21 protein-coding genes, 1 tRNA gene and 3 pseudogenes are annotated in these 25,045 nt (G+C 66.2%); 16 read left to right on the plus strand and 9 right to left on the minus strand.

Annotation, left to right across the window (positions count from 1 at the left end; genetic code table 11):
- The first annotated feature begins 15 nt into the window (after positions 1–15).
- The 3 genes from ACP694_RS06265 to ACP694_RS06275 all read left to right on the plus strand — a co-directional run bounded on the left by ACP694_RS06265 (position 16) and on the right by ACP694_RS06275 (position 2,826).
- Positions 16–852, plus strand: coding sequence for a class I SAM-dependent methyltransferase (locus ACP694_RS06265; RefSeq protein ID WP_426011234.1), 837 nt, complete (start codon positions 16–18; stop codon positions 850–852).
- Entirely contained in the window at positions 849–1,193 is a 345-nt protein-coding gene (locus tag ACP694_RS06270) for a P-II family nitrogen regulator (RefSeq protein ID WP_421739545.1), read from the plus strand. The genes ACP694_RS06265 and ACP694_RS06270 overlap by 4 nt, the downstream gene beginning before the upstream one ends.
- A gap of 91 nt (positions 1,194–1,284) precedes the next feature.
- Complete coding sequence (locus ACP694_RS06275) at positions 1,285–2,826, plus strand: phospholipase D-like domain-containing protein (protein ID WP_426011235.1); 1,542 nt, start codon at positions 1,285–1,287, stop codon at positions 2,824–2,826.
- Here the strand turns inward: ACP694_RS06275 and ACP694_RS06280 are convergent.
- From ACP694_RS06280 to metX, 3 genes are all read right to left on the minus strand, one after another.
- A complete protein-coding gene (locus tag ACP694_RS06280) occupies positions 2,750–3,559 on the minus strand; it encodes an endonuclease/exonuclease/phosphatase family protein (RefSeq protein ID WP_426011236.1) in 810 nt (269 codons plus the stop codon). The genes ACP694_RS06275 and ACP694_RS06280 overlap by 77 nt on opposite strands.
- Complete coding sequence (gene metW, locus ACP694_RS06285) at positions 3,556–4,212, minus strand: methionine biosynthesis protein MetW (protein WP_426011237.1); 657 nt, start codon at positions 4,210–4,212, stop codon at positions 3,556–3,558. Before metW ends, ACP694_RS06280 begins: the two co-directional genes overlap by 4 nt.
- Positions 4,213–4,342: 130 nt before the next feature.
- The gene (gene metX, locus ACP694_RS06290; RefSeq protein WP_426011238.1) at positions 4,343–5,494 is read right to left on the minus strand and encodes a homoserine O-acetyltransferase MetX; all 1,152 of its coding nucleotides are present in this window, start codon (positions 5,492–5,494) and stop codon (positions 4,343–4,345) included.
- Positions 5,495–5,580: 86 nt separating this feature from the next.
- Here metX and ACP694_RS06295 point away from each other — a divergent pair, with 86 nt between their 5' ends.
- From ACP694_RS06295 to ACP694_RS06315, 5 genes are read left to right on the plus strand one after another with little or no spacing between them, the layout of a single operon-like run.
- The gene (locus ACP694_RS06295; RefSeq protein WP_426011239.1) at positions 5,581–6,093 is read left to right on the plus strand and encodes a SixA phosphatase family protein; all 513 of its coding nucleotides are present in this window, start codon (positions 5,581–5,583) and stop codon (positions 6,091–6,093) included.
- Positions 6,090–6,434, plus strand: a complete 345-nt coding sequence (locus ACP694_RS06300) for a DUF952 domain-containing protein (protein ID WP_426011240.1) — start codon at positions 6,090–6,092, stop codon at positions 6,432–6,434. The genes ACP694_RS06295 and ACP694_RS06300 overlap by 4 nt, the downstream gene beginning before the upstream one ends.
- Positions 6,431–7,495 carry a quinone-dependent dihydroorotate dehydrogenase gene (locus tag ACP694_RS06305; protein ID WP_426011241.1) on the plus strand — a complete coding sequence of 355 codons (1,065 nt, stop codon included), beginning with the start codon at positions 6,431–6,433 and terminating at the stop codon, positions 7,493–7,495. Before ACP694_RS06300 ends, ACP694_RS06305 begins: the two co-directional genes overlap by 4 nt.
- Positions 7,492–8,229 (plus strand): TVP38/TMEM64 family protein, encoded by a 738-nt coding sequence (locus ACP694_RS06310; RefSeq protein WP_426011242.1) that lies wholly within the window; start codon positions 7,492–7,494, stop codon positions 8,227–8,229. Before ACP694_RS06305 ends, ACP694_RS06310 begins: the two co-directional genes overlap by 4 nt.
- Positions 8,230–8,238: 9 nt before the next feature.
- Positions 8,239–9,753: a sensor histidine kinase gene (locus tag ACP694_RS06315; RefSeq protein WP_426011243.1), complete on the plus strand. Its 1,515-nt coding sequence runs from the start codon at positions 8,239–8,241 to the stop codon at positions 9,751–9,753.
- Between the two features lie 90 nt (positions 9,754–9,843).
- On the opposite strand, the gene ggt is transcribed toward ACP694_RS06315, so the two are convergent.
- Positions 9,844–11,574, minus strand: coding sequence for a gamma-glutamyltransferase (ggt, locus tag ACP694_RS06320; protein WP_426011244.1), 1,731 nt, complete (start codon positions 11,572–11,574; stop codon positions 9,844–9,846).
- Positions 11,575–11,792: 218 nt separating this feature from the next.
- Between ggt and ACP694_RS06325 the strand changes: the two genes are divergently transcribed.
- A tRNA-Arg gene (locus ACP694_RS06325) sits at positions 11,793–11,869 on the plus strand.
- Between the two features lie 177 nt (positions 11,870–12,046).
- Here ACP694_RS06325 and ACP694_RS06330 read toward each other — a convergent pair.
- From ACP694_RS06330 to ACP694_RS06340, 3 genes and pseudogenes are all read right to left on the minus strand, one after another.
- Positions 12,047–12,519: pseudogene (locus ACP694_RS06330) on the minus strand (transposase).
- A 416-nt stretch (positions 12,520–12,935) separates the two neighbouring features.
- Positions 12,936–13,493, minus strand: a complete 558-nt coding sequence (locus ACP694_RS06335; RefSeq protein ID WP_426011245.1) for an SOUL family heme-binding protein — start codon at positions 13,491–13,493, stop codon at positions 12,936–12,938.
- Positions 13,494–14,073: 580 nt separating this feature from the next.
- Positions 14,074–14,979 (minus strand): MerR family transcriptional regulator, encoded by a 906-nt coding sequence (locus ACP694_RS06340; protein WP_426011246.1) that lies wholly within the window; start codon positions 14,977–14,979, stop codon positions 14,074–14,076.
- 111 nt (positions 14,980–15,090) lie between these two features.
- On the opposite strand from ACP694_RS06340, the gene folE2 reads away from it, so the two are divergent.
- The 7 genes and pseudogenes from folE2 to ACP694_RS06375 form a co-directional block, all read left to right on the plus strand.
- Complete coding sequence (gene folE2 / locus ACP694_RS06345; RefSeq protein ID WP_426011247.1) at positions 15,091–15,888, plus strand: GTP cyclohydrolase FolE2; 798 nt, start codon at positions 15,091–15,093, stop codon at positions 15,886–15,888.
- A gap of 2 nt (positions 15,889–15,890) precedes the next feature.
- The gene (locus tag ACP694_RS06350; RefSeq protein ID WP_426011248.1) at positions 15,891–16,274 is read left to right on the plus strand and encodes a DCC1-like thiol-disulfide oxidoreductase family protein; all 384 of its coding nucleotides are present in this window, start codon (positions 15,891–15,893) and stop codon (positions 16,272–16,274) included.
- Positions 16,271–16,714 (plus strand): DUF3429 domain-containing protein, encoded by a 444-nt coding sequence (locus ACP694_RS06355; RefSeq protein WP_426011249.1) that lies wholly within the window; start codon positions 16,271–16,273, stop codon positions 16,712–16,714. Before ACP694_RS06350 ends, ACP694_RS06355 begins: the two co-directional genes overlap by 4 nt.
- A complete protein-coding gene (locus ACP694_RS06360; protein ID WP_426011250.1) occupies positions 16,711–17,451 on the plus strand; it encodes an SDR family NAD(P)-dependent oxidoreductase in 741 nt (246 codons plus the stop codon). The genes ACP694_RS06355 and ACP694_RS06360 overlap by 4 nt, the downstream gene beginning before the upstream one ends.
- 543 nt (positions 17,452–17,994) lie before the next feature.
- Positions 17,995–18,448 (plus strand): annotated as a pseudogene (locus ACP694_RS06365) (transposase); the annotation flags it as partial.
- A gap of 464 nt (positions 18,449–18,912) precedes the next feature.
- Positions 18,913–19,965 (plus strand): hypothetical protein, encoded by a 1,053-nt coding sequence (locus ACP694_RS06370; protein ID WP_426011251.1) that lies wholly within the window; start codon positions 18,913–18,915, stop codon positions 19,963–19,965.
- A 202-nt stretch (positions 19,966–20,167) separates the two neighbouring features.
- Positions 20,168–20,701, plus strand: a pseudogene (locus tag ACP694_RS06375) (HAD-IC family P-type ATPase); the annotation flags it as partial.
- Here ACP694_RS06375 and ACP694_RS06380 read toward each other — a convergent pair.
- Positions 20,656–24,222: a PAS domain-containing protein gene (locus tag ACP694_RS06380; protein ID WP_426011252.1), complete on the minus strand. Its 3,567-nt coding sequence runs from the start codon at positions 24,220–24,222 to the stop codon at positions 20,656–20,658. The pseudogene ACP694_RS06375 and the gene ACP694_RS06380 sit on opposite strands and share 46 nt — an antisense overlap.
- A complete protein-coding gene (locus ACP694_RS06385) occupies positions 24,194–24,595 on the minus strand; it encodes a PAS domain S-box protein (protein WP_426011253.1) in 402 nt (133 codons plus the stop codon). The genes ACP694_RS06380 and ACP694_RS06385 overlap by 29 nt, the downstream gene beginning before the upstream one ends.
- Between the last annotated feature and the right edge of the window lie 450 nt (positions 24,596–25,045).

The raw sequence follows: 25,045 nt of genomic DNA on the forward strand, positions 1-25,045 counted from the left end.
CTGCCAGGAGACTCAATGCGTCGCGACGTCCTCGATCTTAGAGCCTTCTACGCCACCCCCCTCGGTCGGTCGGCGCGCGAGATGCTGGGGCGCAAGGTCGAGGAGGCCTGGGGCGATGCGCGGGGCCTGGACGTGCTGGGCCTGGGCTACGCCACGCCCTTCCTCGACACCGCCCGCGCCAAGGCCCGGCGCGTGGTGGCGGCCATGCCGGCGACGCAGGGCGTCGAGGTCTGGCCCCGCGGCGAACCCAACCAGGCCACCTTGGTCGAGGAGACAGCCCTGCCGTTTCCCAACGCCATGTTCGACCGCATCCTGGCCGTTCATGCCCTGGAGGAGGCCGCCGACCCGGCCGCCGTCCTGCGCGAAATCTGGCGGGTCATGGCCCCCTCGGGCCGACTGATCGTCGCCGTGGCCTCGCGCGACGGGCTGTGGGCCGGGGCGGAGAGCACGCCGTTCGGGCACGGCCGGCCGTTCAGCCGCCACCAACTGGAAAACCTGCTGCGCGAAGCCGACCTGGAGCCCGCCGGCTGGACGCGGGCGCTCTATGTGCCGCCGACGGCGGTGATGTCGCGCTGGGCCGAGGGGTTCGAGCAGGTTGGCGCCCGCCTGTGGCCGCGCTTCGCCGGCCTGATCCTGATGGAGGCGGTCAAGCAGACCTTCGCGGTCAAGCCGCGCGGCAGCCGCCAGCGTGTGCGGGTCTTCGCGCCCGGCGTGCTGGCCCCGTCACCCACCGGTCCGGCGCCTGTTCGGAAGGCGCCGGGCAATCTAAATGCCGCAAGGCCCTTGGAGCCTTCGATTTCCGGGCCTAGCCTTGAGTCGCAAACACCGTCGCCAGCGAGAGCCGCGCCATGAAGATGATCGTCGCCATTATCAAGCCCAGCCGTCTGGACGCCGTGCTTGAAGCGGTCACCGAGGCGGGCGCGTCGGGCCTGACGGTCACCGAGGTGCGTGGCTATGGCCGACAGAAGGGCAAGACCGAGGTGTATCGCGGCGCCGAATACGAGGTGAAGCTGCTGCCGAAGGTCAAGCTGGAGATCGCCGTGCCCACCGATGTGGTCGAGTCGGTGGTCGAGGCCCTGCAGCGGACCGCCAACACCGGCAAGATCGGCGACGGCAAGGTGTTCGTCATGGACCTGGAACAGGCCCTGCGCATCCGCACCGGCGAACGCGACGCCGCAGCGATCGCCGGCTAGCCTCGCCAACAAAAAATGACGGCCAGCGGCCGGGCAAGCGCAGCCATAACGCCGGTCGATGCGTTGGGAGCGTTCACGTCAAAGGGGCGACATGGCCGACGACGCATCTCTGCCGAACCCCGCCACGTTGCTGCAGCCGGGTTCGACCTGTTGGCGGCTCGAGACCGCCGAACGGCTGGCGCTGTTCATCGACAATGATGAGGCGTTCGACGCCCTGAAGACCGTCCTTTTATCGGCCCGCAAGTCGATCTGGATCCTGGCCTGGGTGTTCGATCCCTTGACGCGCCTTGACCCTGACCGGGTTAAGAAGAGCCGCGACCCGGAGCGCGTCGATCGCATCGGCCTGCTGCTGCGTCGCCAGGCGGCGCTGAATCCGGTGCTGGACGTCCGTATCCTGGTCTGGGACATGCCATTTCCGATCGCGGCCTCGCAGCTGTTCGGACCCCACCGGGGTAAGGTGTTCTTCGCCGGCTCGCGGGTGAAGTATCACCTGGACAACACCCTGCCGGCCAGCGCCTGCCACCACCAGAAGGTTGTCGTGGTCGACGGCACAGTGGCCCTCGTCAGCGGCGGGGACATCGGCATCGATCGCTGGGACACCACCCGGCACCTCGACAACGACCCTCGTCGGCGTCTGCCGACCGGCCATCACTATCCGGCCCGGCACGAGGTGGCGGCGATGGTCGAGGGCAAGGCCGCCGAGGCGCTCGGCGACCTGTTCATCGAGCGCTGGCGCAAATCCACGGGCGAGATGATCGAGCGGTCCGACAAGCCCGCCGAGAGCCCGTGGCCCGACGATCTGTTGCCCGACCTGCGCAAGGTCGGCCTGGGCATCTGCCGCACCCAGCCCGCCTGGAAGGGCGATCCCGAGATCAATGAAACGATGTTGATGCACCTGGCCAGCATCAAGTCGGCCAAGCGGCTGATCTATCTGGAGAACCAGTACATCACCTCGCCGATCATCGTCGAAGCCCTGGCCGAGCGCCTGGCCGAGGCGGGCGGTCCCGAGGTGGTCACCATCGGTCCGGCCCACAGTCCAAGCTATTTCGACCAGATGACCATGGACAGCGCCCGCACGGCGGCGATCAACCGCCTGCGCGAAATCGACGTTCACGGCCGGTTCTCGGCCTTCAGCGCCAAGACGCCCAAGGGCGCGGCGATCATCGTCCACTCCAAGGTGGCGATCATGGACGACAAGATGCTGCGGCTCGGTTCGGCCAATCTGAACAACCGCTCGATCGGTCTCGACACGGAATGCGACATCGCCTTCGAAGGTCGGGACGACGCCAGCCGGGCGGCCGTGCGCGCCTTTCTAGGAAGGCTGATCGGCCACTTCATCGATCACGAGACCGAGCATGTGCTCGAAACCTATGATCGCGAAGGCAGCCTGGCGGTGACCATCAACCTGCTCGATCGCCGGGGCGGCCAGCCGCGTCGCCTGGCGCCGGTGCCGGTCCGCGAGCTGACCGGCGTTCAGAAGTTCATCGCCGACTGGAGCCTGGGGGACGCCATCACCCCGGACGACGCCTGGCGTCCTTGGGGCCGCCGCAAGCGGCTCAAGCGCGATCTGCATCGCCTGATGAACCACGAGGGCTTGAAGCTGACATTGCCGGGTCACCTGCAACGGGACTGATCTCCAGATCGACGACCAACGGCAAATGGTCCGACGCCACCCGGGCCAGGGCGCCGTACGGCGAACGTATGCCGACCGTCTTCAGACCCTTGGTCAGAAAGACGTGGTCGATCCGCATGAACGGGAACTTGGAGGGGAAGGTCGCGGTCGGCGTCTTGTCCCAGCCAGCGCTCCGGGTCTGGGCGTCGCGCAGCACCGCCTTCAGCATCCGGTAGGTGGCCGAATAGGGCGAGGCGTTGAAGTCGCCCAGCAGGATGCCGGGCGCCGTCCAGGCCTCGTGCGTCATCCACTTATCGCCGAGTAACGCTGCGGCCTGGCGCTTTTGTTCCTGGGGCACCAGGCCAAGGTGGGTGTTGATGATCTGCACCGGAACGCCGCCGACCTCGACGGTGACCCATAGCGCGCCACGCGGCTCCAGGCCGGGGATACGCGTGTAGAGCGGCAGCCCCTCGGCCTTGACCTTCCTTTCGGGCAGGGCGGTCAGGATGGCGTCGCCGTACAGCTCCTCTTCCACCGCCATGGCGGGATGGAAGTGCGACTTCATCTTCAGCAGTTCAGCCAGGCGGTGGGCTTGGTCCACGCCCTTGGTTCGAGCGCGGCGGACGTCCAGTTCCTGCAGCGCCACCACGTCGGGTTTTTCGGCGGCGATGACCTCGGCCACGCGTTCGACGTCGAGCCGGCGGTCCGTGCCCACGCAGCGGTGGACATTGTAGGTCATGAGGCGAAGTTTCATCCGTCGAAGAGATCGCCTGAGGCCGCTGGAGGTTCCGCCGCGAGCGGGGATGGGTTGCGACTGAGCATGAACAGGCAGCTCTCGGCGCGCCAATTCTCCAGGGCCCTGGTCGGGTCGATCTGCCGAGCGGGCCCTTGGCCAGCGAAGGCGGCGCAGGTGTCGATGCGGACTTCGAGGTCTTCGGTCAGGGCCAGGAAGTCGGCCAGGGTGCACAGGTGGATGTTCGGCGTCGCCCACCAGGGCAGGGGCAGGGCCTCGGTCTCGGGCATGCGGCCGCGATGCAGCAGCGACCAGCGCACCTTCCAGTGACCGAAATTGGGGAACGACACCACCGCGCGGTCGGCGATGCGCAGCAACTCGGCCAGCACATGGCGCGGCCGGCGCGTTGCCTGCAGGGTCTGGGACAGCACCGCATAGTCGAACGAGCGGTCGGGGAAGTGGTCGAGATCCAGGTCAGCGTCGCCCTGCACCACCGACAAGCCGCGCGACATGCAGGCGGCCACGCCGGCAGCGCTGATCTCCAGACCCCGGCCATCGACCTGCTTTTCGCGGGTCAGCAGATCCAGCAGCACGCCCTCGCCACACCCGACGTCCAGCACCCGCGATCCCGGCCGAACCAGGCGCAGGATCTCCTTGAAGTCTTCCCGGATCATAGTCCTCCCCCTATGGGGGAGGTGTCGGCGAAGCCGACGGAGGGGGGAGTGCTCAAGCGCCCGACGACTGCCCCCACCGGCGCTTCGCGCCGCCTCCCCCACAGGGGGAGGGCCTTGGTCATGCGAACCCTCACAGCCCCCGCTCCCGGTCCACCGAACTCATGAACCCCTGCAGGGCCGCGTCCATCACCGGCTCATCCAGCAGGAAGGCGTCGTGGCCCTTGTCGCTCTCGATCTCGACGAAGGCCGCGCGGCAGCCGGCGGCGGTCAGGGCGCGGACGATGTGGCGGTTCTCGGCGGTCGGATAGAGCCAGTCGCTGGTGAAGGACAGCACGCAGAACCGCACGTGGCGAGCGCCGGCGAAGGCCTGGGCCAGCACCCCGCCATGGCCGGCCGCCAGGTCGAAATAGTCCATGGCCCGGGTGATGTAGAGGTAGGAATTGGCGTCGAAGCGATCGACGAAGCTGGCGCCCTGGTGGCGCAGATAGCTCTCCACCTGGAAATCGGCGTCGAAGCCCCAGGACAGGCCGTCGCGCTGCAACTCGCGGCCAAACTTCCGCTGCAGGGCCGGCTCGGACAGATAGGTGATGTGGGCGGCCATCCGCGCGACGGCCAGGCCCTTCTCGGGCCGCGACTTGCCCTTGGCGTAGGCGCCGGCTTTCCAATCAGGGTCGGCCATGATCGCCTGGCGACCCACCTCGTGGAAGGCGATGTTCTGGGCCGAGTGGCGTGACGCCGAGGCCACGATCACGGCGCTGAACAGGCGCTCTGGATAGTCGGCGGCCCATTGCTGGACCTGCATGCCGCCCATCGAGCCGCCGACGACGGCCAACAGGCTTTCGACACCCAAGGCGTCGATCAGCATGGCCTGGGCCCGCACCATGTCGGCGATGGTGATCACCGGGAAGGTCAGGCCGTAGACCTCGGCCGTGGCGGGGTTGACCGAGGCGGGCCCGGTCGAGCCCATGCAGCCGCCGATGACGTTCGAGCAGATGACGAAGTGCCGGGCCGGATCGATGGGTTTGCCCGGACCGATCAGCCGCGTCCACCAGCCGGGCTTGCCGGTGGTGGGATGGGTCCCCGCGACGTGCTGGTCCAGCGTCAGGGCGTGGCAGATCAGGATGGCGTTCGTGCCGTCCGCGTTCAGCGTCCCCCAGGTGCGATAGGCGACCTCGAGATTTTCCAGCTTGGCGCCGGAGTCGAGACGCAGGGGCTGGTTGGACGGGAACCGCCAGGTTCCGCCCTCGGACAGCACAGCCCCGGCGAAATCGAGATTTGCCATGCCGCCTTGGACCGCTTGGCGCCCCCTGTGTCAACTGGGCTCGCAACCGCGCTTCCGATGCGCGGCGGCGAAGGCTATGGAGGGTCATGGACCGACTGATCCTCATGCGCCACGGCAAGGCCGAGCAGCACGCCGCCTCGGGTGGTGATTTCGAACGCGCCCTGGCCCCCCGCGGGCAGAGCGACGCCGCCCTGATGGGCAAGGTGCTGGCCAAGGCCGGACTAGCGCCGGATCTGGCGCTGGTGTCCTCGGCCCGCCGCACGCGCGAAACCTGGGACGCCGCCGGCCCGGCCTTTCCCAAGGCCAGGGCCGAGCCCCGCCGCGACCTCTATCACGCCGAGGCTCAGGACGTGCTGGCGGCGATTCGCGAGGGGGCGCCCGACAGCGGAACCGTCATGGTCGTCGGCCACAATCCTGGCCTGCACGAACTGGCGCTGCGAATGGCGATGGGCGCAGCGGCCGATCCGGCTCTGCTGGCCAAGCTGCGCGGCAAGTTCCCGACCTCGACGGTCGCGGTGTTTTCGATCGACACGGATGGAGCCCCGACCTTGAGCCACCTGTTCTATGCTTCGGAAAATGGCGGACAAGGCGGCGAATGAGCACGATCTACAAGCTGCTGTCGGCCGATAGCTGGGCCGCCGCGCGCGCGGCCGGCGCATTCGAGGGCTCGGCCGTCGATCTGGCCGACGGCTTCATCCACTTCTCGTCGGGCGAGCAAGCCCAGGAAACCGCCGCCAAATGGTTCGCGGGTCAGGATGACCTGCTGCTGCTCACGGTCGAGATCGACGACGCCGACCCGGCCCTGAGGTGGGAGGCCTCGCGCGGCGGGGCGCTGTTTCCCCACCTCTATCGCCCGCTGCGGACCGATGAGGTCACCGCCGAGCGGCCGCTGGCCCTCGACGCCGTTGGCGCGCCGATCATCGGCGAGCTCTCCGCATGAGCCTGCACGACATCGCCGCGCGCGCCCTGCATGGGCTCGATCCCGAGGACGCCCACGGCTGGGCGATCAAGGGCCTGAAGATGGGTCTGGGTCCGCGCCAGTCGGACGTGGACGACCCGATCCTGTCGCTGACCGTCGCCGGCCTGCCGCTGTCCAACTGCGTGGGTTTGGCCGCGGGCTTCGACAAGAACGCCGAGGTCCCGGCCGCGATGTCGAGAGCCGGCTTCGGCTTCGTCGAATGCGGCACGGTCACGCCCCTGGCCCAGGCTGGCAATCCGCGCCCGCGGCTCTTTCGCCTGACGCAGGACCAGGCGGTGATCAACCGCATGGGCTTCAATAACGAAGGCCTGGAGCCGTTCGCCGCCCGCCTGTCGACGCTGAAGGCGCAGCGGACGCGCGGTATCGTCGGGGCCAATATCGGGGCCAACAAGGACGCGACCGACCGCATCGCCGACTATGTCACCGGCCTGACCCGCCTGTGGGGTTTGTCGGACTATTTCACCGTCAACATCTCGTCGCCCAACACGCCCGGCCTGCGGGCTCTGCAGACCAAGGCGGCGCTCCAGGACCTGTTGGGCAAGCTGGCCGAGGCGCGCGGCCTGCTGAAGGCGGCAGGGACGGTGGACTATCCGATCTTCCTGAAGGTCGCGCCCGACCTGGAGGACGGCGAGGTCGAGGCCATTGTCGAGACGGTGAAGGCCAATGGCCTGAACGGAATCATCGTCAGCAACACCACCATCGCCCGCCCCGGCGGTCTGAGGTCGCCGCACGCCACCGAAAGCGGCGGCCTGTCGGGACAGCCCCTGCTGGCCGCCTCCAACGCCATGATCGCCCGCTTCCACGCCGTCAACAGCGGTCACCTGGCGCTGATCGGGGCCGGCGGAGTCGCCAGCGGCGCCGACGCCCTGGCCAAGATCAAGGCCGGGGCCTGCGCGATACAGCTCTATTCGGCCCTGGTCTATGGCGGCCCGGGACTGGTCAGCCGCATCAAGCGCGACCTGGCCGCCCGGCTCCGGGCCGAGGGCTTCGCCTCGGTCACCGACGCGATCGGGACTGCATGACCCCCGACGCCGCCCTGACGTGGCTACGTCGCTTCGGACCCCTGGCGGCCCTTCTGGTCCTGCTGGCCCTTGCCCTGGGCACGGGCCTGGCCGGCAGGCTGTCGCTAGAGACCCTGCAGGCCCAAGGTACGGCGCTGCAGGCCTACGCCCACGCCAATCCGCTGAAGTGTGCGGCGATCTATATCCTCATCTATGTCGCCACCGTCTCGATCTCGCTTCCGGGCGCGCTGATCCTCTCGCTGACCGGCGGCTTTCTGTTCGGGCCGATCGGCGGCGGCTGCGTGGCGGTGACCGGCGCCACCGGCGGTTCGACCGTGGTCTATCTGGTCTGTCGCACGGCTTTCGGCGACTTCCTGCGCCGTAAGCCCGGGGCTCTGCTGGCGCGGGTCGAGGAAGGGTTCAAGGCCGACGCCTTCTCCTACCTGTTGACCCTGCGGCTGATCCCGGCCTTTCCGCTGCTGCTGGTCAATGTCGCCTCCGGGCTGATGAACATCCCCCTGCGCACCTATCTGCTGGCCTCGTTCCTGGGCATGATTCCCAGCTCGTTCGTCTATGCTGGGATCGGCGCGGGCCTGGGCCACTTCTTCGCGAGCGGCGAGCCGGTGACGATGCACAGCCTGTTCTCGCCGCGCATCTATCTGCCGATCTTGGCCATGGGCGCCCTGGCCTTGTTGCCGCCGCTCTGGCGCTATTGGCGTAACCGGCGCGTTGCCGAAGCCTCAGACGTGAAGTAACCCAGACAGATGGCCGAGCCGGTCACGTCGTCAGAGACCGAACCGCCCTCGTCAGGGGGAAAGCCAGGGCGTCGCTTCCCGTGGCCCGGCGGCCTGTCGGCGCGCCTGCTGCTGCTGACCGCCCTGTTCGTGGCGATCGCCGGCGCCTTCATCCTGCCACCGGCCCTGGCCGACTTCGAGAAGCAGTGGCTGCTGGATCGGGTCCGCGCCGCCGAGCTGGCCTCGACCATCGCCGACGCCGACCCCGAGCGCCGGATCACCGACAAGGTCTCCCAGCAATTGCTGGACCAGGCTGGTGTGGTGATCGTCGCCCTAGAGGTCGATGGCGCCCGCCGCCTGGTCCTGCCCACCGAGCCGCGCGGCCTCAAGATCAAGCCGCCCTATCTCGTGGACCTGCGCCGCCAGAACTCCGGCTCGTGGCTCGCCGCCCCGTTCTTCACCTTGAAGAGCGCGCCGGGCAGCATGGTGCGGGTGATGGCCGAGCCGCGTTTCCGCCAGGAAGCCGAGTTCGTCGAGATCGTGCTGCCCGACGGCCCGCTGAAGGCCCAGCTGATCGGCTATTTCGGCCGGCTGGCGGCGGTGACCCTGTTCGTCGCCTTGCTGGCGGGAGGGCTGATCTATCTATCGTTGAACTTCCTGCTGGTGCGCCCGATGCAGCGCATCACCCAGGCCATGGAGCGGTTTCGCGCCGACCCCGAGGACGCCCGCGCCCGCGTCGTGGTCTCGCGCCGCCGCGACGAGATCGGCCGCGCCGAGCGCGAGCTCGACCTGATGCAGACCGACCTGATCACCGCCCTGCAGGCCAAGGCCCGCCTGGCCGCCCTGGGCGAGGCGGTGGCCAAGATCAATCACGACCTGCGCAACATGCTGACCAGCGCCCAGATGGCGTCGGACCGCCTGGCCGCGCTCGGCGATCCCAAGGTCGCCCAGGCCTTGCCGCGTCTCGAACGCGCCCTCGACCGCGCCATCACCCTGGCCACCGATGTCATGGCCTATGGCAAGTCCAAGGAGCCCGCGCCGCTGGCCCGACCGCTGCCGCTCCGCGCCGCCCTCGACATGGCCGCCGAGGACTCGGGCCTGCTGCCGACCGGGGTGGCTTTGGAGACCGTCATCGAGACCCGCGAGCAGGTGCTGGCCGATCCCGATCAATTGCATCGCATCCTGACCAACCTGCTGCGCAACGCTCGCGAGGCCATCGAGGGCTCCCCCGATCGCGGGGGCAAGGGCAAGGTCTTTGTCGAATTGCGCCGCGTCGACGGCATGAGCGTGCTGCGCCTGTCGGACGATGGTCCGGGCGTGCCGGAAAGGGCTCGCAACAACCTCTTCCAGCCGTTCGTCGGCTCGGTGCGGCGGGGCGGCACGGGCCTGGGCCTGGCGATCGCTCGTGAGCTGGCCCAAGGCCATGGCGGCGATCTGGCGCTCGTCGAGACAGGACCGGGCGGCTCGGTGTTCGACCTGACCTTGGCAGGCGTGCTCGAGCCGGCGCTGGCCCCGGCGAAGCCCAAGGCGAACTCCAAACCCTAGAGCATTTTTCTTCACGCGAACCGGAACCACTTCGCTCGAAAAATGCTCTAGGCAAGCCTCGAAGAACGCAGAGCGCCCCTACAGCCCCCCCTACAGCCCCTTGGCCACGCCCTCGCGCCGAGGATCCGCCCCGCCTTCCAGCACGCCACCCGGCCGGACGATCACGCCATGCAGGCCGGAGGTCTCGTTCTGGCCGGTACGGATGGCCACGCCCCGCGCCTGCAGAGCCGCCGTCATCTCCGGCCCGAACTTCTCGACATCGGCCGAGAAGCTGTCGCCGCGCGCCACGATATTGGGCAGGTTGATCGCCTGCTGCATGGACAGGCCCCAGTCGAACACCCCGACCATGGCCTTGAGATTATAGGACAGGATCGCCGAGCCGCCTGGCGAACCCAGGGCCGCCAGGAACTTGCCGTCCTTGTCGAGCACGATGACCGGAACCATCGACGAGCGCGGCCGCTTGCCGCCGGCCACGGCGTTGGCCCCGGGGGCGCCGTCGGGGTCCTTCGGGTCGAAGTTGAAGTCGGTCAGCTGGTTGTTGAGGAAGAAGCCGCCGACCATCCGGCCAGAGCCGAAGACGCTCTCGACCGTGGTGGTCATTGACACCACATTGCCCTGCGGATCGACGATGACCATGTGGGTCGTGCCGGCCGGCTCACGCGTCGAGTCCGCGCCCACGACCGGGGCGCCCCTGGGCAGGCCAAAGGTGGGCGCCGGACCCGCGCTCGTGCCGATCAGCTTCGCGCGCTCCGCCACATAGGCGGGGTCCAGCAGGCCTTCGACCGGAACCTTCACGAAGGACGGATCGCCGATATAGCGGTCGCGGTCGGCGTACATCACCCGTTCGGCCTCGGCCATCTGCGTCCAGGCTGTCGGATCGGTCGGCCCACGCGTGGCGATGTCGGTGTGTTCCAGCATCATCAAGGCCTGCAGCAGCGACGCGCCGCTCGACGACGGGTTGGGCACGCAGACCGTATAGACCTTCCACGGCCGGCACAGGGCGTCGGCCGAGCGCGGCCTGTAGGCCTTCAGATCGGCCAGTGTCATGCTCGACGACAGCTCACCCTGATGCAGTCGATCGACGATCGCCTGGGCCAGCGGGCCGTCATAGAGCGCGCTGGGCCCCTTGGCGGCCAGGCTGCGCAGGGTGACGGCGTAGGCCGGGTTCTTCAGCGTGTCGCCGGCCTGGTAGCGCTGGCCGTTCGGCTTGGTGAAATAGGTGATGACATCGGGCGCGACGTTCTCCGGAATGCGCGGGCTGTTGATCATCCCGGCCAGGCGTGGACTGACGGTAAAGCCGCCATCGGCCAGGGCCTCGGCGTCCTTGAACAGCGTGCCCCAGGCCGCCTTGCCGTGCTCCTTCTGGGCCTGGGCCAGCATGGCCACAGCCCCCGGCACGCCCGTCGAGCGGCCGGAAAGCAGGGCGGTGACGAAGTCCAGCGGCTTGCCGTCCGGTCCCATGAAAAGCTGCGGCGTGGCCGCCCGCGGAGCCTTCTCACGACCGTCATAGGCGGTCACCTTGCCGGTCTTGGCGTCGTAGAACACCATGAACGATCCGCCGCCCAGGCCCGAGCTTTGCGGCTCGACCAGACCGAGCACCGATTGCACCGCCACCGCCGCATCCACGGCCGACCCGCCATCGCGCAGCACCCGCAGCCCCGCCGCGACCGCCAGCGGATTGGCGGCGGCGACCATGCCCCGCGGCGAATAGACGGGCGTCGCGGCGATCGGCGTCGCGGCCATCGCCGGTTCCGGCGTCACGGCCGCCAGGGGCGCGCAACCGGCGAGCAAGGCGAGAACCAGGGGGGCGATCAAGCGCATGGGCGGACTTCCGTCGAAAGGTCGGTAAGCGAATGGCGCCCGCACCAGCGCGGATCCACGCGCGGCCAAGGTCGTCCAGGTCTTTCAAAAGGGGAGCGCGGCCTTGCGGGTCAAGCCCCCGCCCTGGTTCTCCACAAACTTCCCCCCATCTGCATGAAAACCCGCTTGCGCCCCACCGGTGAACGGGCTATCTCCCCCGCCTCGCCGAAAGGCAATGCGCGCCCGTAGCTCAGCTGGATAGAGCATCAGACTACGAATCTGAGGGTCGGACGTTCGAATCGTTCCGGGCGCGCCATTTTCTCCGAACAATCTCAATGGGTTGTGAGCTTCGCTGTCACGGAGCAGCGGCGGCGTTTGGCTGTAACAGCTGTAACGACGCTGGGGTTGCCGGTGGATTTTCTGACTTGGTTGGCACAAAGCGGCTCCAAAACAATGGCTTATCGGAATTCCGGTAGTCTAATACCCATCGCCCCTAGCGTGAACCTTTGGCCCATTGGCGGTGGCCGATGGATTTGATGCGGTCTGGCTCTGCCATCAATTTGTTCCAGGCCTCGCAGATGGCTTGGACGATGGCGTCGTCGTCGTCGAACACCCGGTTGGAGAGGAAGCGCTGTCGCAGGTGCTGCCAGACGTTCTCGGCGGGATTGAGCTCGGGTGAGCGTGGCGGCAGGGGCAACGGGGTGAGGTTGTCGGGCGGTCTGAGCTTTTGGGTGGTGTGCCATCCGGCCTGGTCGAGGACGACCACGCCATGGGCTCCCGCAGCGCCCAGTCCCGCAGCGTCTGCCGGTCCATGCCGGCCAACTCAGCCGCTTCGGCTCGACTGCGGCCTTCATAAACCGCCGCCAGCGCCAGCAGTCGCCGCGCCTGATCGGCATTCTTGGCGCGGGCCGCCAGACGACGGGTCTGGGCGGCGTCATAATCGTCTCGAAGCTTGATCGCCGACATCCACAACCTCCCTTGCAACCACGAGAGTGAATCACCGTTCGGCCAGTCACGGAGTCCTGTCGGAGTCAGAGCTAGGGGCTTTTGGTATTGGCCAACTGTCCGAATTTCCGGCGCCACCTCACAAGAGAGCTACTTCTGAACATGGCGGCTGATGATCGTCCTTACAAAAACACCGTCGCCGTCCTCGCCACGATGCACGGGAAAGAGCGCGCAATCGGTCCTGTGCTCGAAACAGGAAATCGCAAGTCTCCCCTGCGAATGGTGCGGCGAGCGGTCCCATGTCATTCGCGCAGAGGTGTTGACCCGCCAAGCCTGCCACTATCGACAAGAGCGTCCCGCGACGAGCGCCACGACCGCAGATCCTGGCCGCTGTGAGAGCTGCAGGCCGCTGCCGCCGTTTGGCCGATCAGGCGCAATCAGGGCGCGACGGGGATCATCACTTCGTTGCGCCGCAAGAACCAGGGGGTCCACGGGGGATCATACTGGGCCAGCGACGCCGGGCCGACAGCGCGGAGGTGGTGTGTTCCAGTAATCTTTTCGAGCTCGGAGGTTTTGGCGGCCACATCGTCCTTCCGCGCCAGGCCAGAGAATCGGAGAACCGCAAAGCGGGCGGGCGCAAGAACGCGCAGGTGCACCTTAGGGTCGTTAGGTTCGGGAAGCGTCGCTAAGGAATAGGCGCTCGGCATCGTGAAGCGCACGACCCATTCGTTTGCACTCTGGGTCTGGGTGACCGGCGCGGTCATGGCGATCTTCTCGCTCATCGACGACTGGGCCACCGGCGCCGTCATGGCGATGCTCTGGCGGCGTTTGTTGCCACCAAATATATAGCCGGCGAGCAGGCGAAAGCCTTTGCCGGCCGCTGCTTTCTGGTCCCCGCCGACGGTCACCTCAGCAACCACCAGGGCCGGATAGTCGCGGACTTCGAAAGCGCCCTCGCGGAGGACGGCCTTAAAGGGTGGTTCTTCGACGGCCATCGCAACGGTTCCGATGAGGGTGACGCCCAGTACTGCGCCCAATACTCTCCGTCTCATAATCATCCTACTCTCTTGCGACCCGTCAGCACGCCGCCGGCTCTTTGGTGGCGTGCTCCGGTGCGGTGTACGGCGGCCGATTGCGATTGAGTCGAAGGCCATGCAAGTTCTAGCGGGTGCAATTCAAGCCGCCAGAGCCCGCATCCGACGAGTTCTATTCGTGCTCCCCGTCGGGCCTACGTGCCGATTGAAATGCAAACAACGCTGGCTTCTTTTCTGCGGCTGTGTAGGTCGCAACAGTTATGGCCGCAGCTGCTATTAGAGCTATGTGTCCAATCATACTTACGGCGAAGAACGTATAGCTACCAATAGCAATAGAAAAGGCCGAAACCCACATCCAAGCCAGAATCTGCAGTATCATATGTCTAGTGGGCACGTCCGGGATATGACGCAGCGGGCTGACATTATGGTCGAATACGTAACTCCAAATGTGAACTACAAACTTTTTCATGAGACTTTTCCTTCTGATTGTTGCGGTCTTGCTTTTGCTGTTGAGAATATCTGTCTAATCGGCTCGGTTGCATCACACTTGAGCGATCCTTCCATCTTCACAAGCCCGCCACGCCGTAACTGCGGGCCCGATGGCGGCTAGCGCTCGCAGCACTCGGACGCCGGGCTTCGGTCGTAGGCCGGCGCAGGCGCCGCCGGCCCAGATCTCTACGGTACTGGGCACGAGGGCGCGCAGTTCAGAGAGGCCAGCGACCGCCTGAGTCACCGGGATCATCGACGAGAACGACAGCGCCAGGATGTCGACCTCGTGCGCCCTGGCGGCAGCAGCAATTTCGGGGATCGGTGTCTGCACGCCCAAGGAAATGCCGAGGCAGCCTTCGAGCGTGAACATCGCCTCGGCCATCAGCAGGCCGAGAGCATGCGGTTCTTGCGGAAAGGTGCTGAACAAAACCCGCGGGCGACGACGCGGCACGCCTGCGCCCTGGGCTGCATTGATGGCGCTGCGCAGGACGGTCGTGAACTGCTCGGTGAACAGGTGTTCCTGATGGATCTCAAGCTCGCCCCGCGACCACGCGACCCCGACCGCCTCTGCTAGCCCAGGCCCGATTTCGGCTGCGAACGCGCCCAAGCCGGCCCGCATGACCATGGCGTTCAAAACCTCCCGCAGCCCGGCCGCGTCATAAGCCTCCAGAAGCTTCAGAACCTGCTGGCCCTCGCCCCCGACGGACCGCGGCGCCTGGGAGTCGATCTGCCGTAGCAGGGCGAAAAGGTCCTCGTCCGGGCGGCCGACCACTCTCCCGGGACGATGGCCCGCAGCCACCAAACGGCGGAGCAGGCGGAGGGTGGCCACCTGATCGGCTGGGTACAGCCGTTCGTCATTGTGGTCCCTCAACGGTTTGGGGAAACCGTAGCGTCGCTCCCAGACGCGCAGCGTGTCTTTGGGCAAGCCGCAGTCGCGCTCGACCGCCGCGATGCTCATCAGGCGCGAGCTGTCGGGTGCATCTATATTTGTCATGGACAACTATCAGTTATTTTCTGGACAATCGGGCTTCAAGGCGTATTTGTCCAGGACAAATACGCGGAGCCCGCCATGAACATGATCACCACCGCGCTGATGCCAGATGTGCAGTCCAGCGAGGATTCTCGAAACATCGTCATACAGCGGGTGGGCGTGAAATCGGTTACCTATCCGATGCTCATCGCCACGCACGACGGCGTCCAGCCTTCGGTTGCGGTCATCGACATGTACGTGTCCCTGCCGGCCCACGCCAAGGGAACCCACATGTCGCGGTTCCTGGAGGTGCTGGAGGATTTCAAGGCGCCCCTTTCCGCGGAAACCCTATTAAGCCTGATGGCGACCATGCTGACGCGCCTCGGCGCCGAGAGCGGCGTCATCGAGATGCGGATGCCCTACTTTGTCCGCAAGACCGCGCCCGTTTCGGGGATCAAGAGCTTGCTCGACCACCAGCTGACGCTCCGCGCCGAACATGCCAACGGCCAACTGTCGATCACTCAGCAGATCCTGACCCCGGTCACCAGCCTCTGTCCGTGCTCGAAAGAGATCTCGCTCTACGGCGCCCATAACCAGCGCTCGCACATCACCATTGCCGCGACGCTGGCGCAGGGCGCCGTGTTGCCGTTGCAGGACCTCATCGATATCGCTGAGGCGAGCGCGTCCTGCCAGCTCTGGGGGCTTCTGAAGCGACCAGACGAAAAGTATGTGACCGAGCGCGCTTACGAGAACCCGAAGTTCGTGGAAGATCTCGTGCGCGATATCGCTGTGTCGCTGTCCGCCGATCCCCGCGTGGCCCGCTATGAGGTCTCCTCAGAAAACTTCGAGTCCATTCACAATCACTCAGCGTTCGCATGGCTGTCAGGCCCCCAGTAGCCGTGGCCGACCCGCGTTCGCTGACCGTCTGGTACGATGGCGACTGCCCGATCTGCAGGGCGGAGATCGGGCTGATGAGTCAGCTTGATCGCGGCTCGGCGATCGAGTTCGTCGATCTCAGCCTACCGGGTGCGTGCCCGAACGATCGCGTGGCGCGGTTGGCGCGGTTGCACGCCCAGCCTCGCGGCGGGCCGGTGGTCGCCGGGGCGGCGGCCTTCGTGGCCATGTGGGGTGTCCTGCCGGCCCTACGCCCGCTCGCCGTGCTGGCCTCGCCGCCGCCGGTCCTTTGGCTCCTGGAACGAGCCTACGGCCTCTTTCTGAGATTGCGCCCGGGATTGCAGACGATCTTGCGATGGGGCCTGGCGCGGCGGACGAGGAAGCGATGACAGGGCGAACGGGACATACGCCGCGCGGCGTCCTGGCCTACGGCGTTCTGGGGATCATTCCCTTCTGGTCGCTGGCCGTCGCGAGCGTACTGGCGCCGAAATGGGTGGACGTCGCTGCGGCGATCGAAGCCGTCTATGCCGCCCTGATCCTTTCATTCCTGGGCGGGGCGCGATGGGGGCTGGCGGTGCGGGACGCCGCGCCCGATCCCATCGTCGTGGGGCTGGCCATGACGCCGACCCTGGCGGGGCTCGCGGCCCTGGTTTTCCTCCCTGACGCAGCCCGCCTTCAGTTGACCGTGCTAACCGCCGCCTTGGCCCTGAACTGGGCCTGGGACGTCAGCGCCAAGGGATTGCCGCCTTGGTACGCCCGGCTCAGGACCGGTCTCACGATCGGCGCCGTCGGCGGGCTGTGCGTCGGGGTCCTGCAGGTTCCGCAGTGACCAGCGAGGGGAACGGCGACATCGCGGTGGTGATCGGAGCAGGCGGCGGCATCGGTCGAGCCCTCCTCGAGGCGCTTCGGCGCGATGCGCGGTACGGGCATGTGGTCGGCCTGTCACGGCAGCGCCCGTCGGATCTGATCGATGACGCGGATCAGACCTGGATCGAAGCCGATATACTGGAGGCGCCGAGCCTTTTGGCGGCAGCGCGGCGGGTGGCGGCCCTGGGGATGCCAACCCGCGTCATCGTGGCCACCGGCGCGCTGCACGGTCCAGGCTTTGGCCCGGAGAAGTCCCTTCGGACCCTGAACTCGGACACATTGGGTCGGCAGTTCCAGATCAACGCAATCGGCCCGGCGCTCGTCGCGCAGCATTTCCTGCCCTTGATGCCGCGTGACCGCGCCAGCGCATTTGCATCCTTGTCGGCGCGGGTGGGCAGCATCGCCGACAATGCGGCGGGCGGCTGGTACGGCTACCGGGCCTCGAAGGCCGCGCTCAACATGATCATCCGCACGGCTGCAATCGAGCACGCACGCACCCATCCGCTTGGTGTTTGCGTGGCGATCCATCCGGGTACGGTGGCGACGCCGCTCAGCCGGCCGTTCATCGGGCAGACCCCGCCGGCCCGGCTTTTCACGCCGCAGGTCGCGGCAGGCCACATCCTGCGTGTCCTTGACGGATTAAGCCCCGAGGCGACCGGTGGGTTCTACGCCTGGGACGGCGCGGCGATCCCTTGGTGAGTCACCTTCTTCACACCAGATCGGCCGCCCTGACGTGAATCTCGCCGTGCCCGCCGCGCAGCGAACGCCGCACGACCTCTGCTGACGCTCGTCGGAGGCAACGCGATCTTCGCGGCGGCCCCGTTCGCTGTCAAACCCCCGGCCCCCGAGCACTGAGGAGTTTGACAGGGAACGGGGCCCTAATAACCTGGCCCCGCTGGTGGCCCGCCTGGACGAAATGGAGGCCGCTGACGCTGCGTTCCGCGAGGCGACGCAAGCCCGCCGGGCCCATTATCTTGAGCCCGCGGGGTTTGCGCAGAGATATGCCGCCCAGGCGCCTAGATCCCGGCGCCTGGAAAAGTCCCATAAGAACGACAGTTCCACTGTACAGGATAAGGACGCGCCTTCGCCGCGAAGTTCCTCCTTCGCGCGTCCGGCTACGCCTCCCGCGCACGGCAAACGCAACGGATCCTCGGGCCAACGCCACAGCAACGGAACGTCCAGCGCCATTTGCTCTCCGGAGGGAGCAAGCGGCTTGGGCGGCGCTCAACCTGCACCCTCTGCGGCGGCCGAAATGGTGCGCCAGGAGCTCTTATGAGGCTGCCGGTCAGCAACGACACGCTGCTGCGGGTAGTCCGCCGGCGCGGCTCTCCAGCGCCCACGCCGCCCACAGTGGTTGGCATCAACGACTGGGTCTGGCGACGCAACCATCGCTACGGGACGATCATCGGTGATCTGGAACGGAGGCGGCCCATCAGCCTGCTTCCAGACCGCGAGCCGCGCCAGGGCTCATGCTTGGCTGAGCCAGCAACCGCAAATCGCCATCGTCGCTCGCGATCGGGGCGGCGCCTACGCTTTGGCGGCCGCCAAAGCGGTTCCGCATGCGGTCCAGGTCGCCGACTGCTGGCACTTGATGGAGAACGCCAGCCGCGCGTTCCTCGACGCGGTGCGCAAGTCGATGCGCCAGATCCGCGGCGCCATTGGCGCCAAGACCATCAACCCAGCCCTACTCAGCGCCAGATGTACGGCCGGGGGAAGCTAGATCTCCTACAGGCCCGGCTGATTGGCCATGCCACCTGATCGCGTCACCAAATGTGCGTCAGAGCCTTTTTTCCACGCTGCTGCACAGTGAGAAGACGTTGAGGCTTGTTCGGGTCGGGCATGCTGTACCCCTACTGCTCGCCGCGTTTCTACTGGCGACTTATCTCCCGGCTTTCACGTCAAACGCCGAGGCCAACTCTTCGCTGAAGGCTTCTGCACAACGGCGGCCTGTCGCCTGTAGACGGTCAGGACCGGGAGGTCGGGCTCGCGCGGACATCCCAGATCAATTCTACGTCGTTGACGCGGGCAAAGGGGTCTCGAACCAGTGTTTTAACGGAAGGCCCTGGGCCAAAATGCTGAAGATCCAGCATCACCGCCGTGGTCCGGCGCGGTGGTGGTCGGCTCCGGTGGGACTAGGCGGCCCATGGCGGTGTCTCCAGCGTGTCAGGGGATGGGACCGAACAGCTCGTCCAGCAGGTCGGCGAAGAAGGCTTCGATGATCCGCGCCTCATGGAGGACTTTGGCCCCTGCGGGGTCTTCATGGGCTACGACTTCCATCTCGGCGCTGAGGGGCCCAAGCTCATCGAGGTCAATACCAATGCCGGGGGCGCCTTCCTCAACGCCATGCTGGCGCGTGCGCAGAGGGCCTGCTGCCGCGAGGCGGGCGACGCGATGCGGGGGGCGCGTCCAGATGAATTCGACGCGATCGTCTGGAAGATGTTCCTGGCGGAGTGGCGGGCGCAAGGTCGCGTGGGACAGCCGCGAACAGTCGCCATCGTCGATGATCGGCTGCGGGAGCAATATCTGCTTCCCGAGTTTCTGCTGGCGCAACGCTTCTTCGAGCGCAACGGCCTCAAGGCCTGGGTGGTCGATCCGGAGCAACTGCGCTTCGTCGAGGGCCGATTGGAGTTCGAGGACCAGGCGGTCGATCTTGTCTACAACCGCCTGGTGGACTTCGCCCTGAGCGAAAGCGGCCATGAGCCGTTGCGAGAGGCCTATATGGCTGGCGCGGTTGTGCTCACGCCCAACCCTCGCAATCACGCGCTCCTGGCCGACAAGCGCAACCTGACCCTGCTCTCCGACCCGGGCGCGGCGAGCCGATGGGCGATCACATCCAGCCAGCGGCAGAGCCTGGCGGCCGTGCCCGCCACCGTCATGGTCACCGCGGATAATGCGGACCAGCTCTGGGCGGCGCGCAAGCGCTACTTCTTCAAGCCGGCGGCGGGCCATGGGGGCAAGGCGGTCTATCGCGGCGACAAGATCACCCGAGGCGTTTGGCAGGACATCCGGCAAGGCGGCTACATCGCCCAGGCGTTCGCCGCGCCCCGCGAACGGCGGATCAGGGTCGACGGCAAGATCCAGTCGCTGAAGCTGGACATGCGCCTCTACACCTATGCTGGTTCACCACTTCTGATGGCCGCCCCCGTCTACCAGGGACAGACCACCAACTTCAGGACGCCGGGGGGCGGCTTCGCGCCGGTTTTCGTCATCTGATGGGGGCGCCGCAAGTTGTCTCCACGGCGATCGTCCTGAAGGCCGGCCGCAGCGCGCGCCGAGCCTTGGATGCGGGTCTAGGCGATTGAACGGCCTGGCTTGGCTTGGCTTGGCTTGGATCAAATCCCCATCTCTGCCGTTGCGGCAGATACCCCGCGAAGGCGTCTCGCCCAGTCTCCACTGCGCATATGGGCGCGCGTCGCCCGCTTTCCGCGACGCGGCGGGCGCCGTTCCGGTCTGTTTCGAGGCGGCCGCCGTGATCACCGTGCTGGTGCTCCTGGGGCAGGTCCTCGAACTGTGGGTCCGCGAACGAACCAGCGGGGCGATCAAGGCCCTGCTCAACTTGGCTCCCAAGACCGCGCGGCGCCTCCGCGAGGACGGGACCGACGAGGAGGTCACGCTCGACCTTGTCCTCGTAGCCGACCGGCTGCGGGTCCGACCAGGCGAGAGGGCGCCGGTGGACGGCGAGATCGTCGAAGGCGGTGTGTCGATCGACGAGTCCCTGGTGACGGGCGAGTCCATGCCGGTCACCAAGCAGCCAGGGGGCAAGGTCATCGCCGGCTCGATCAACAAGACCGGCTCCTTGGTGATGCGGGCGGAGAAGGTGGGCGCCGACACCTTGCTCTCACGCATTGTGCAGATGGTCGCCGACGCGCAACGCAGCCGCGCTCCGATCCAGCGGATGGCCGATCAGGTCTCCGGCTGGTTCGTGCCCGCTGTCATCGCCGTGGCGGCCGGCCTCGCGGTAAGGCAAGCGACGCTTCGCGCAAGGTCTGTGTTTCGGAAGGGCTTACTGAGAAGAGGCAGCTCCGGCGATACGCCGGAGTGCTCCGCAAAACCAGAAACAAGCAGGATCGGGACTTCCGGAAGAGCGACCTTCACGGCGGCGGCCATTTCCACGCCCGTCATTCCGGGCATCAAATGGTCGGTGACAATCAGGCTGGGCCGAAGGCCGGCCTCGATCATGGCCAAGGCGGTTTCAGCCGAACTAGCCTCTTGGACGGCCCAGCCCATGTCCGTCAGCATCTCAGCTGTTATTGCCCGCACCGACTCTTCGTCATCCACCAGGAGAACTGTGCCCTTAGGGCCTTCGGTCAAAAACGATATCTCAGGATCCCCTGTCGTCGGGCGAACCGCCTCTTCACTTTGCGGAAGCCAAAGCTCTACGGTGGTGCCGACGCCAAGGCCGCTTTGTATGGTCAGGCTCCCGCCCAATTGTTCCGCGAGGCCATGCACCATTGAGAGCCCAAGCCCGGTGCCCTTGCCGACGCCCTTCGTCGAGAAGAAGGGCTCGATGGCTCGTGCCAGAGTGGCCTGATCCATTCCCACGCCAGTATCGGCTATGGAGACGATGACATAGCGGCCAGGCTCGAGGTCGGCGCGGTCGCCGCGCTTGATGGTTGCGCTCCGGGCCATCAGCCGCAGCGTCCCATTGTCCTCCATCGCATCGCGCGCGTTGACAGCGAGATTCAACAGAGCCATTTCCAGCTGGTTGGCGTCGGCCAAAGCTGGCGGCAGCCGGTCCTCTAGCTCGACCACCACCTTGATATGGGGGCCGATCGTGCTGGCGACCAAATCCGCCATGCCAGCCACCAATTCGCTCACATCAAGGGTCGTCGATTGCAGGGGCTGGCGCCGTGCGAAGGCGAGCAAGCGCTGCACCAGGGTCTTGGCGCGCTCGGCCGACTGGATCGCCATGGAAACCAAGCGCTGTTCGCGCTCGCCCCTGGCGCCCTTGCGTTCGAGCATGTCCAACGCCCCAAGGATCGGGGTGAGCAGGTTGTTGAAGTCGTGCGCCACGCCGCCAGTCAGCTGGCCCATGGCCTCCATCTTCTGGACCTGACGCAACTGGGTTTCGGCGAACCTCAGGCGCTTTTGCTCGCGAACGCGATCGGTCACATCGTAGGCAAATTGGTACGCCCCGATCTGCTCACCGGAGGCGTCGCGCAACACGTTGTACTTCATCTCATAGGACCTGCGGCCACGCGTGGCGTCGCCGAATTCCCCGACTTCCGTGAACTCTTCCCCTCCTAGGGCCCGCGCCCAGACCGAGCGGACCTCGGCCTGGTGGTCGGGCTGGGGCGCCAGGAGATCGAGCATCGAAAGGCCAGCCTTGGGTCGCACCCCATAAATCCGTTCGAACTCATCAGCGGCGGCCCGGTTGACGGCCATCCAGAGGAACTCCAAGTCAACAACCTGCACGAAGGCGTCTGTGCCCTCCACAATATCAGCCAGGAGCCTGCGTTCGGCGAGCGCGGCCGCGACGCGCTTTTCCAAGGTAATGGCCAAGTCTCTAAGTTCGGTTTCAGCCGCTCGCTGGGCCGTGATATCGGTGTGGACACCGACCCATTCAACAATGGAGCCGTCCGAGCCGAAGGTCGGGACCGCGCGAATCGAGAAGGTGCGCCAAGCGCCGTCGGCGCGGCGCAGTCTGTGCTCAAACAAGAACGGCTTGCGCTCGCGGACGGCCTCTTCCCACGCATCGACGGTAGGCTGAGCATCCTCCGGGTGCACGGCTGCGGCCCAACCATAGCCTTGGTATTCGTCTCGAGACTGTCCGGTGAGCCCCGCCCAGCCCGGCTGCTCTCCTACCATGCGTCCCTCGGGATCGTTGGTCCAAATCAGGCCTTCGACCGCCGCGACCGCGGCCTCGAACCGCCCATGGCTCGTCCTGAGGGCGGCTTCGGCGCCGACCCTTTGAATATGAGCCCACGAGCGCTGGGTGACTTCGCCGATCAGCGCCAGGTCGTCCTCGGTCCATGAGCGCGGGGCCGCGTCATGGATCGCCATCAAGGCTGTCAGCCGACCGTCCTTGACGAGGGGCATGCAGATCGTGGCGGCGATCCCAATCGCCTGGAAGGTCGCGGCCTCTTCGGGGGCAAGCTCGGCCAGATTATCCATGACGATCAGCGGCCGGCCAGCGCCAAGGTTGGCCACCGCCAGCTTCCCGAAGTCAGCAAGCCTGTAGTGGCCAACAATGGTCTGCGAACCTGGCGCCGCCCAATCGCCTCGGACCGTAAAGCCGTCCTGATCGGCGTCCATGTCAGCATAGGCGCAGTTCGAACCGCCCATATATTCGCCGACCATCCGCGTGGTGATGGCCAGGATCGCGTCGGCATTGTCGAGGGTTGAGAGGGCCCTGTTGAGGGTGTCGAGGAAGCGGAGGCGGGCTTCGCTTCGTCGCAGTTCGGGCGCGTCGTCCGTGACGTCACGGCCAACGGTATAGAAGGTTTGGCTGCCGGACTGCGGATTGGGCACGGCGGACCATGAGAACGCTATGGCTTGGCCGTCCGACCTCAGCAGCCTGATGCGAAATTTATGGACGGGCTCCCCCTTTTGCAAGGCCCCAACGACCTGGGCCGCGAAGGGGAGGTCATCAGGATGGATGATTTCAGAAAACGGCCTCGCAAGGAGGTCTTCTTCAGACCTCCCGAGGTGGTGCGACCAGGCCGGGTTGATACGCCGCAAAAAGCCGTCGTATGTCGCCACCGCTAGGAGATCGCGGCTCATCTCAAAAAGCTGCTCGCGTTCTTCCTCAATGCTTGCCAGTGGCTTTGGGTCCTCGTGGATTTGAGCAGGGGTCTCTGCCCAGACGCCCAGGAGCCCGGTGACGCCGCCACGTTCGCCGCGAACAGGCGTGATGTCGAAGTGCGCATCGACCCGGCCTCGCACGTCCAGGCCGAGGGTCGAGGCCGTGATACGCGCTGAAGCGCCGGTGAACACGCGCTCGAATACGGGCTGCAACGGCGACCCTGCATAGGGCCAACGCTGTTCGTCCGCCAGACCTGGGGGGTCTGCTTCGGGTCCGACGAGGGCGTTAAACGCATCGTTGTAAAGCCAGATCCGGTCCTTGCCCCAGCCGACGAACATGGGCTGTTTCGAGTTCAGCATGAGCTCGACAAGAGCCTTCAAGACGGGTGGCCACTCCGCTGGTGCGCCAAGCAATGTGGACGTCCAGTCGAAAACACGCAGGCGCCGGCGCGTATCGCCCTCGCCGTCGAGGAAGGCCCTGTTTGGCTCCAGCACGGCGAGCTCCCGTTCGCTCATCTGGAAATCTTCCCCGGCGCAGGTCCAGCAAAATAGGCTCTGGCCAAGTTGAAAGCGATACGGGACCGGGTCGTTCCACTGAGGGCGATGATCGGCCAGCTCCGTTGGGTCCGACACGCGTCGCCTGACATCATTGACAAGGCACACCTTGCGAGAGAGTGCGCGCTGCTCGCGAACGCCTTCACGGCTTGGCTCGGGTGTCCAGGACATCCCGAACACGGGCCGCCATCTGCTCAAACGTGAACGGCTTGCCGATCAATTCTACCCCGGCAACCGGGAAGCTGGACCCGTCGAGCCTGAAGAACAGCTCGCCCGAGACCTCGGCCGGCTTGCCGGTGCTCGCCCCGTGATAGCTGTTCAGGGCATTGCTTTCAGCATCGGCGCGCAAGGCGGCGATTGGCCGGCCGATATACTCGTTCGCAGTATATCCGAGCAGATCCAGTTCCGCCTGGTTCGCCCGCAGTATCAGGCCATCGCTCCCAACCAGATGAAGCCCGATCGAGCCGTTATCAAAGAAATCTTCGAGAGCAGCCGCAAATTCGTCGGTCGAACCCAATGTGGCGCGGTTGGGCTCAATAGCCATCGGGGGCCTCACACTGGACGCGTCGTGGTCGACGCAACAAGTTTCAGTTAGGTCCCCCGACCTTGCATGTTTTCTACTCCGGGCTCGCTGGGCAGGTCGAGCGTGAATTAGGGGATAGGTCGCGGGAGGGGGAGCTTGCACGTCGTGATCTCTCGCGCCTGGGTCCTGCGGCGCGTAGCGTCTTACCGGCGCCTGTCGCTCTTTCTGACGATGTGTGAGAGCGCCTCGACCGAATACGGCTTCTGCAACAGGGGAAAGCCCTTTTCCTTACTGTCGGATAGAGCCTCGCTATAACCGGAGGTCAGGATAATCGCCTTTTGCGGCTAATGCTCTAGGCCGTAGTGACGATTTAGGATTCCCATCGAGAGGCGGTTCTGATTCAACGCTGCTTTTTGGAGGCGGTGTTGGAAGGCGAAGTTCTTCGGGACGATCAGTGGGCTCGGATCGAGC

This window comes from Caulobacter sp. DWR2-3-1b2 (assembly GCF_049896345.1).
In the GTDB taxonomy this organism is placed as follows: domain Bacteria; phylum Pseudomonadota; class Alphaproteobacteria; order Caulobacterales; family Caulobacteraceae; genus Caulobacter.

What these genes read in the sequence shown, in the direction of transcription:
- ACP694_RS06265 (WP_426011234.1), top strand. Translation starts at nt 16, where the DNA reads ATGCGTCGCGACGTCCTCGATCTTAGAGCCTTCTACGCCACCCCCCTC.
- ACP694_RS06270 (WP_421739545.1), top strand. Translation starts at nt 849, where the DNA reads ATGAAGATGATCGTCGCCATTATCAAGCCCAGCCGTCTGGACGCCGTG.
- ACP694_RS06275 (WP_426011235.1), top strand. Translation starts at nt 1,285, where the DNA reads ATGGCCGACGACGCATCTCTGCCGAACCCCGCCACGTTGCTGCAGCCG.
- ACP694_RS06280 (WP_426011236.1), bottom strand. Translation starts at nt 3,559, where the DNA reads ATGAAACTTCGCCTCATGACCTACAATGTCCACCGCTGCGTGGGCACG.
- metW (WP_426011237.1), bottom strand. Translation starts at nt 4,212, where the DNA reads ATGATCCGGGAAGACTTCAAGGAGATCCTGCGCCTGGTTCGGCCGGGA.
- metX (WP_426011238.1), bottom strand. Translation starts at nt 5,494, where the DNA reads ATGGCAAATCTCGATTTCGCCGGGGCTGTGCTGTCCGAGGGCGGAACC.
- ACP694_RS06295 (WP_426011239.1), top strand. Translation starts at nt 5,581, where the DNA reads ATGGACCGACTGATCCTCATGCGCCACGGCAAGGCCGAGCAGCACGCC.
- ACP694_RS06300 (WP_426011240.1), top strand. Translation starts at nt 6,090, where the DNA reads ATGAGCACGATCTACAAGCTGCTGTCGGCCGATAGCTGGGCCGCCGCG.
- ACP694_RS06305 (WP_426011241.1), top strand. Translation starts at nt 6,431, where the DNA reads ATGAGCCTGCACGACATCGCCGCGCGCGCCCTGCATGGGCTCGATCCC.
- ACP694_RS06310 (WP_426011242.1), top strand. Translation starts at nt 7,492, where the DNA reads ATGACCCCCGACGCCGCCCTGACGTGGCTACGTCGCTTCGGACCCCTG.
- ACP694_RS06315 (WP_426011243.1), top strand. Translation starts at nt 8,239, where the DNA reads ATGGCCGAGCCGGTCACGTCGTCAGAGACCGAACCGCCCTCGTCAGGG.
- ggt (WP_426011244.1), bottom strand. Translation starts at nt 11,574, where the DNA reads ATGCGCTTGATCGCCCCCCTGGTTCTCGCCTTGCTCGCCGGTTGCGCG.
- ACP694_RS06335 (WP_426011245.1), bottom strand. Translation starts at nt 13,493, where the DNA reads ATGGCCGTCGAAGAACCACCCTTTAAGGCCGTCCTCCGCGAGGGCGCT.
- ACP694_RS06340 (WP_426011246.1), bottom strand. Translation starts at nt 14,979, where the DNA reads ATGAGCATCGCGGCGGTCGAGCGCGACTGCGGCTTGCCCAAAGACACG.
- folE2 (WP_426011247.1), top strand. Translation starts at nt 15,091, where the DNA reads ATGAACATGATCACCACCGCGCTGATGCCAGATGTGCAGTCCAGCGAG.
- ACP694_RS06355 (WP_426011249.1), top strand. Translation starts at nt 16,271, where the DNA reads ATGACAGGGCGAACGGGACATACGCCGCGCGGCGTCCTGGCCTACGGC.
- ACP694_RS06380 (WP_426011252.1), bottom strand. Translation starts at nt 24,222, where the DNA reads ATGTCCTGGACACCCGAGCCAAGCCGTGAAGGCGTTCGCGAGCAGCGC.
- ACP694_RS06385 (WP_426011253.1), bottom strand. Translation starts at nt 24,595, where the DNA reads ATGGCTATTGAGCCCAACCGCGCCACATTGGGTTCGACCGACGAATTT.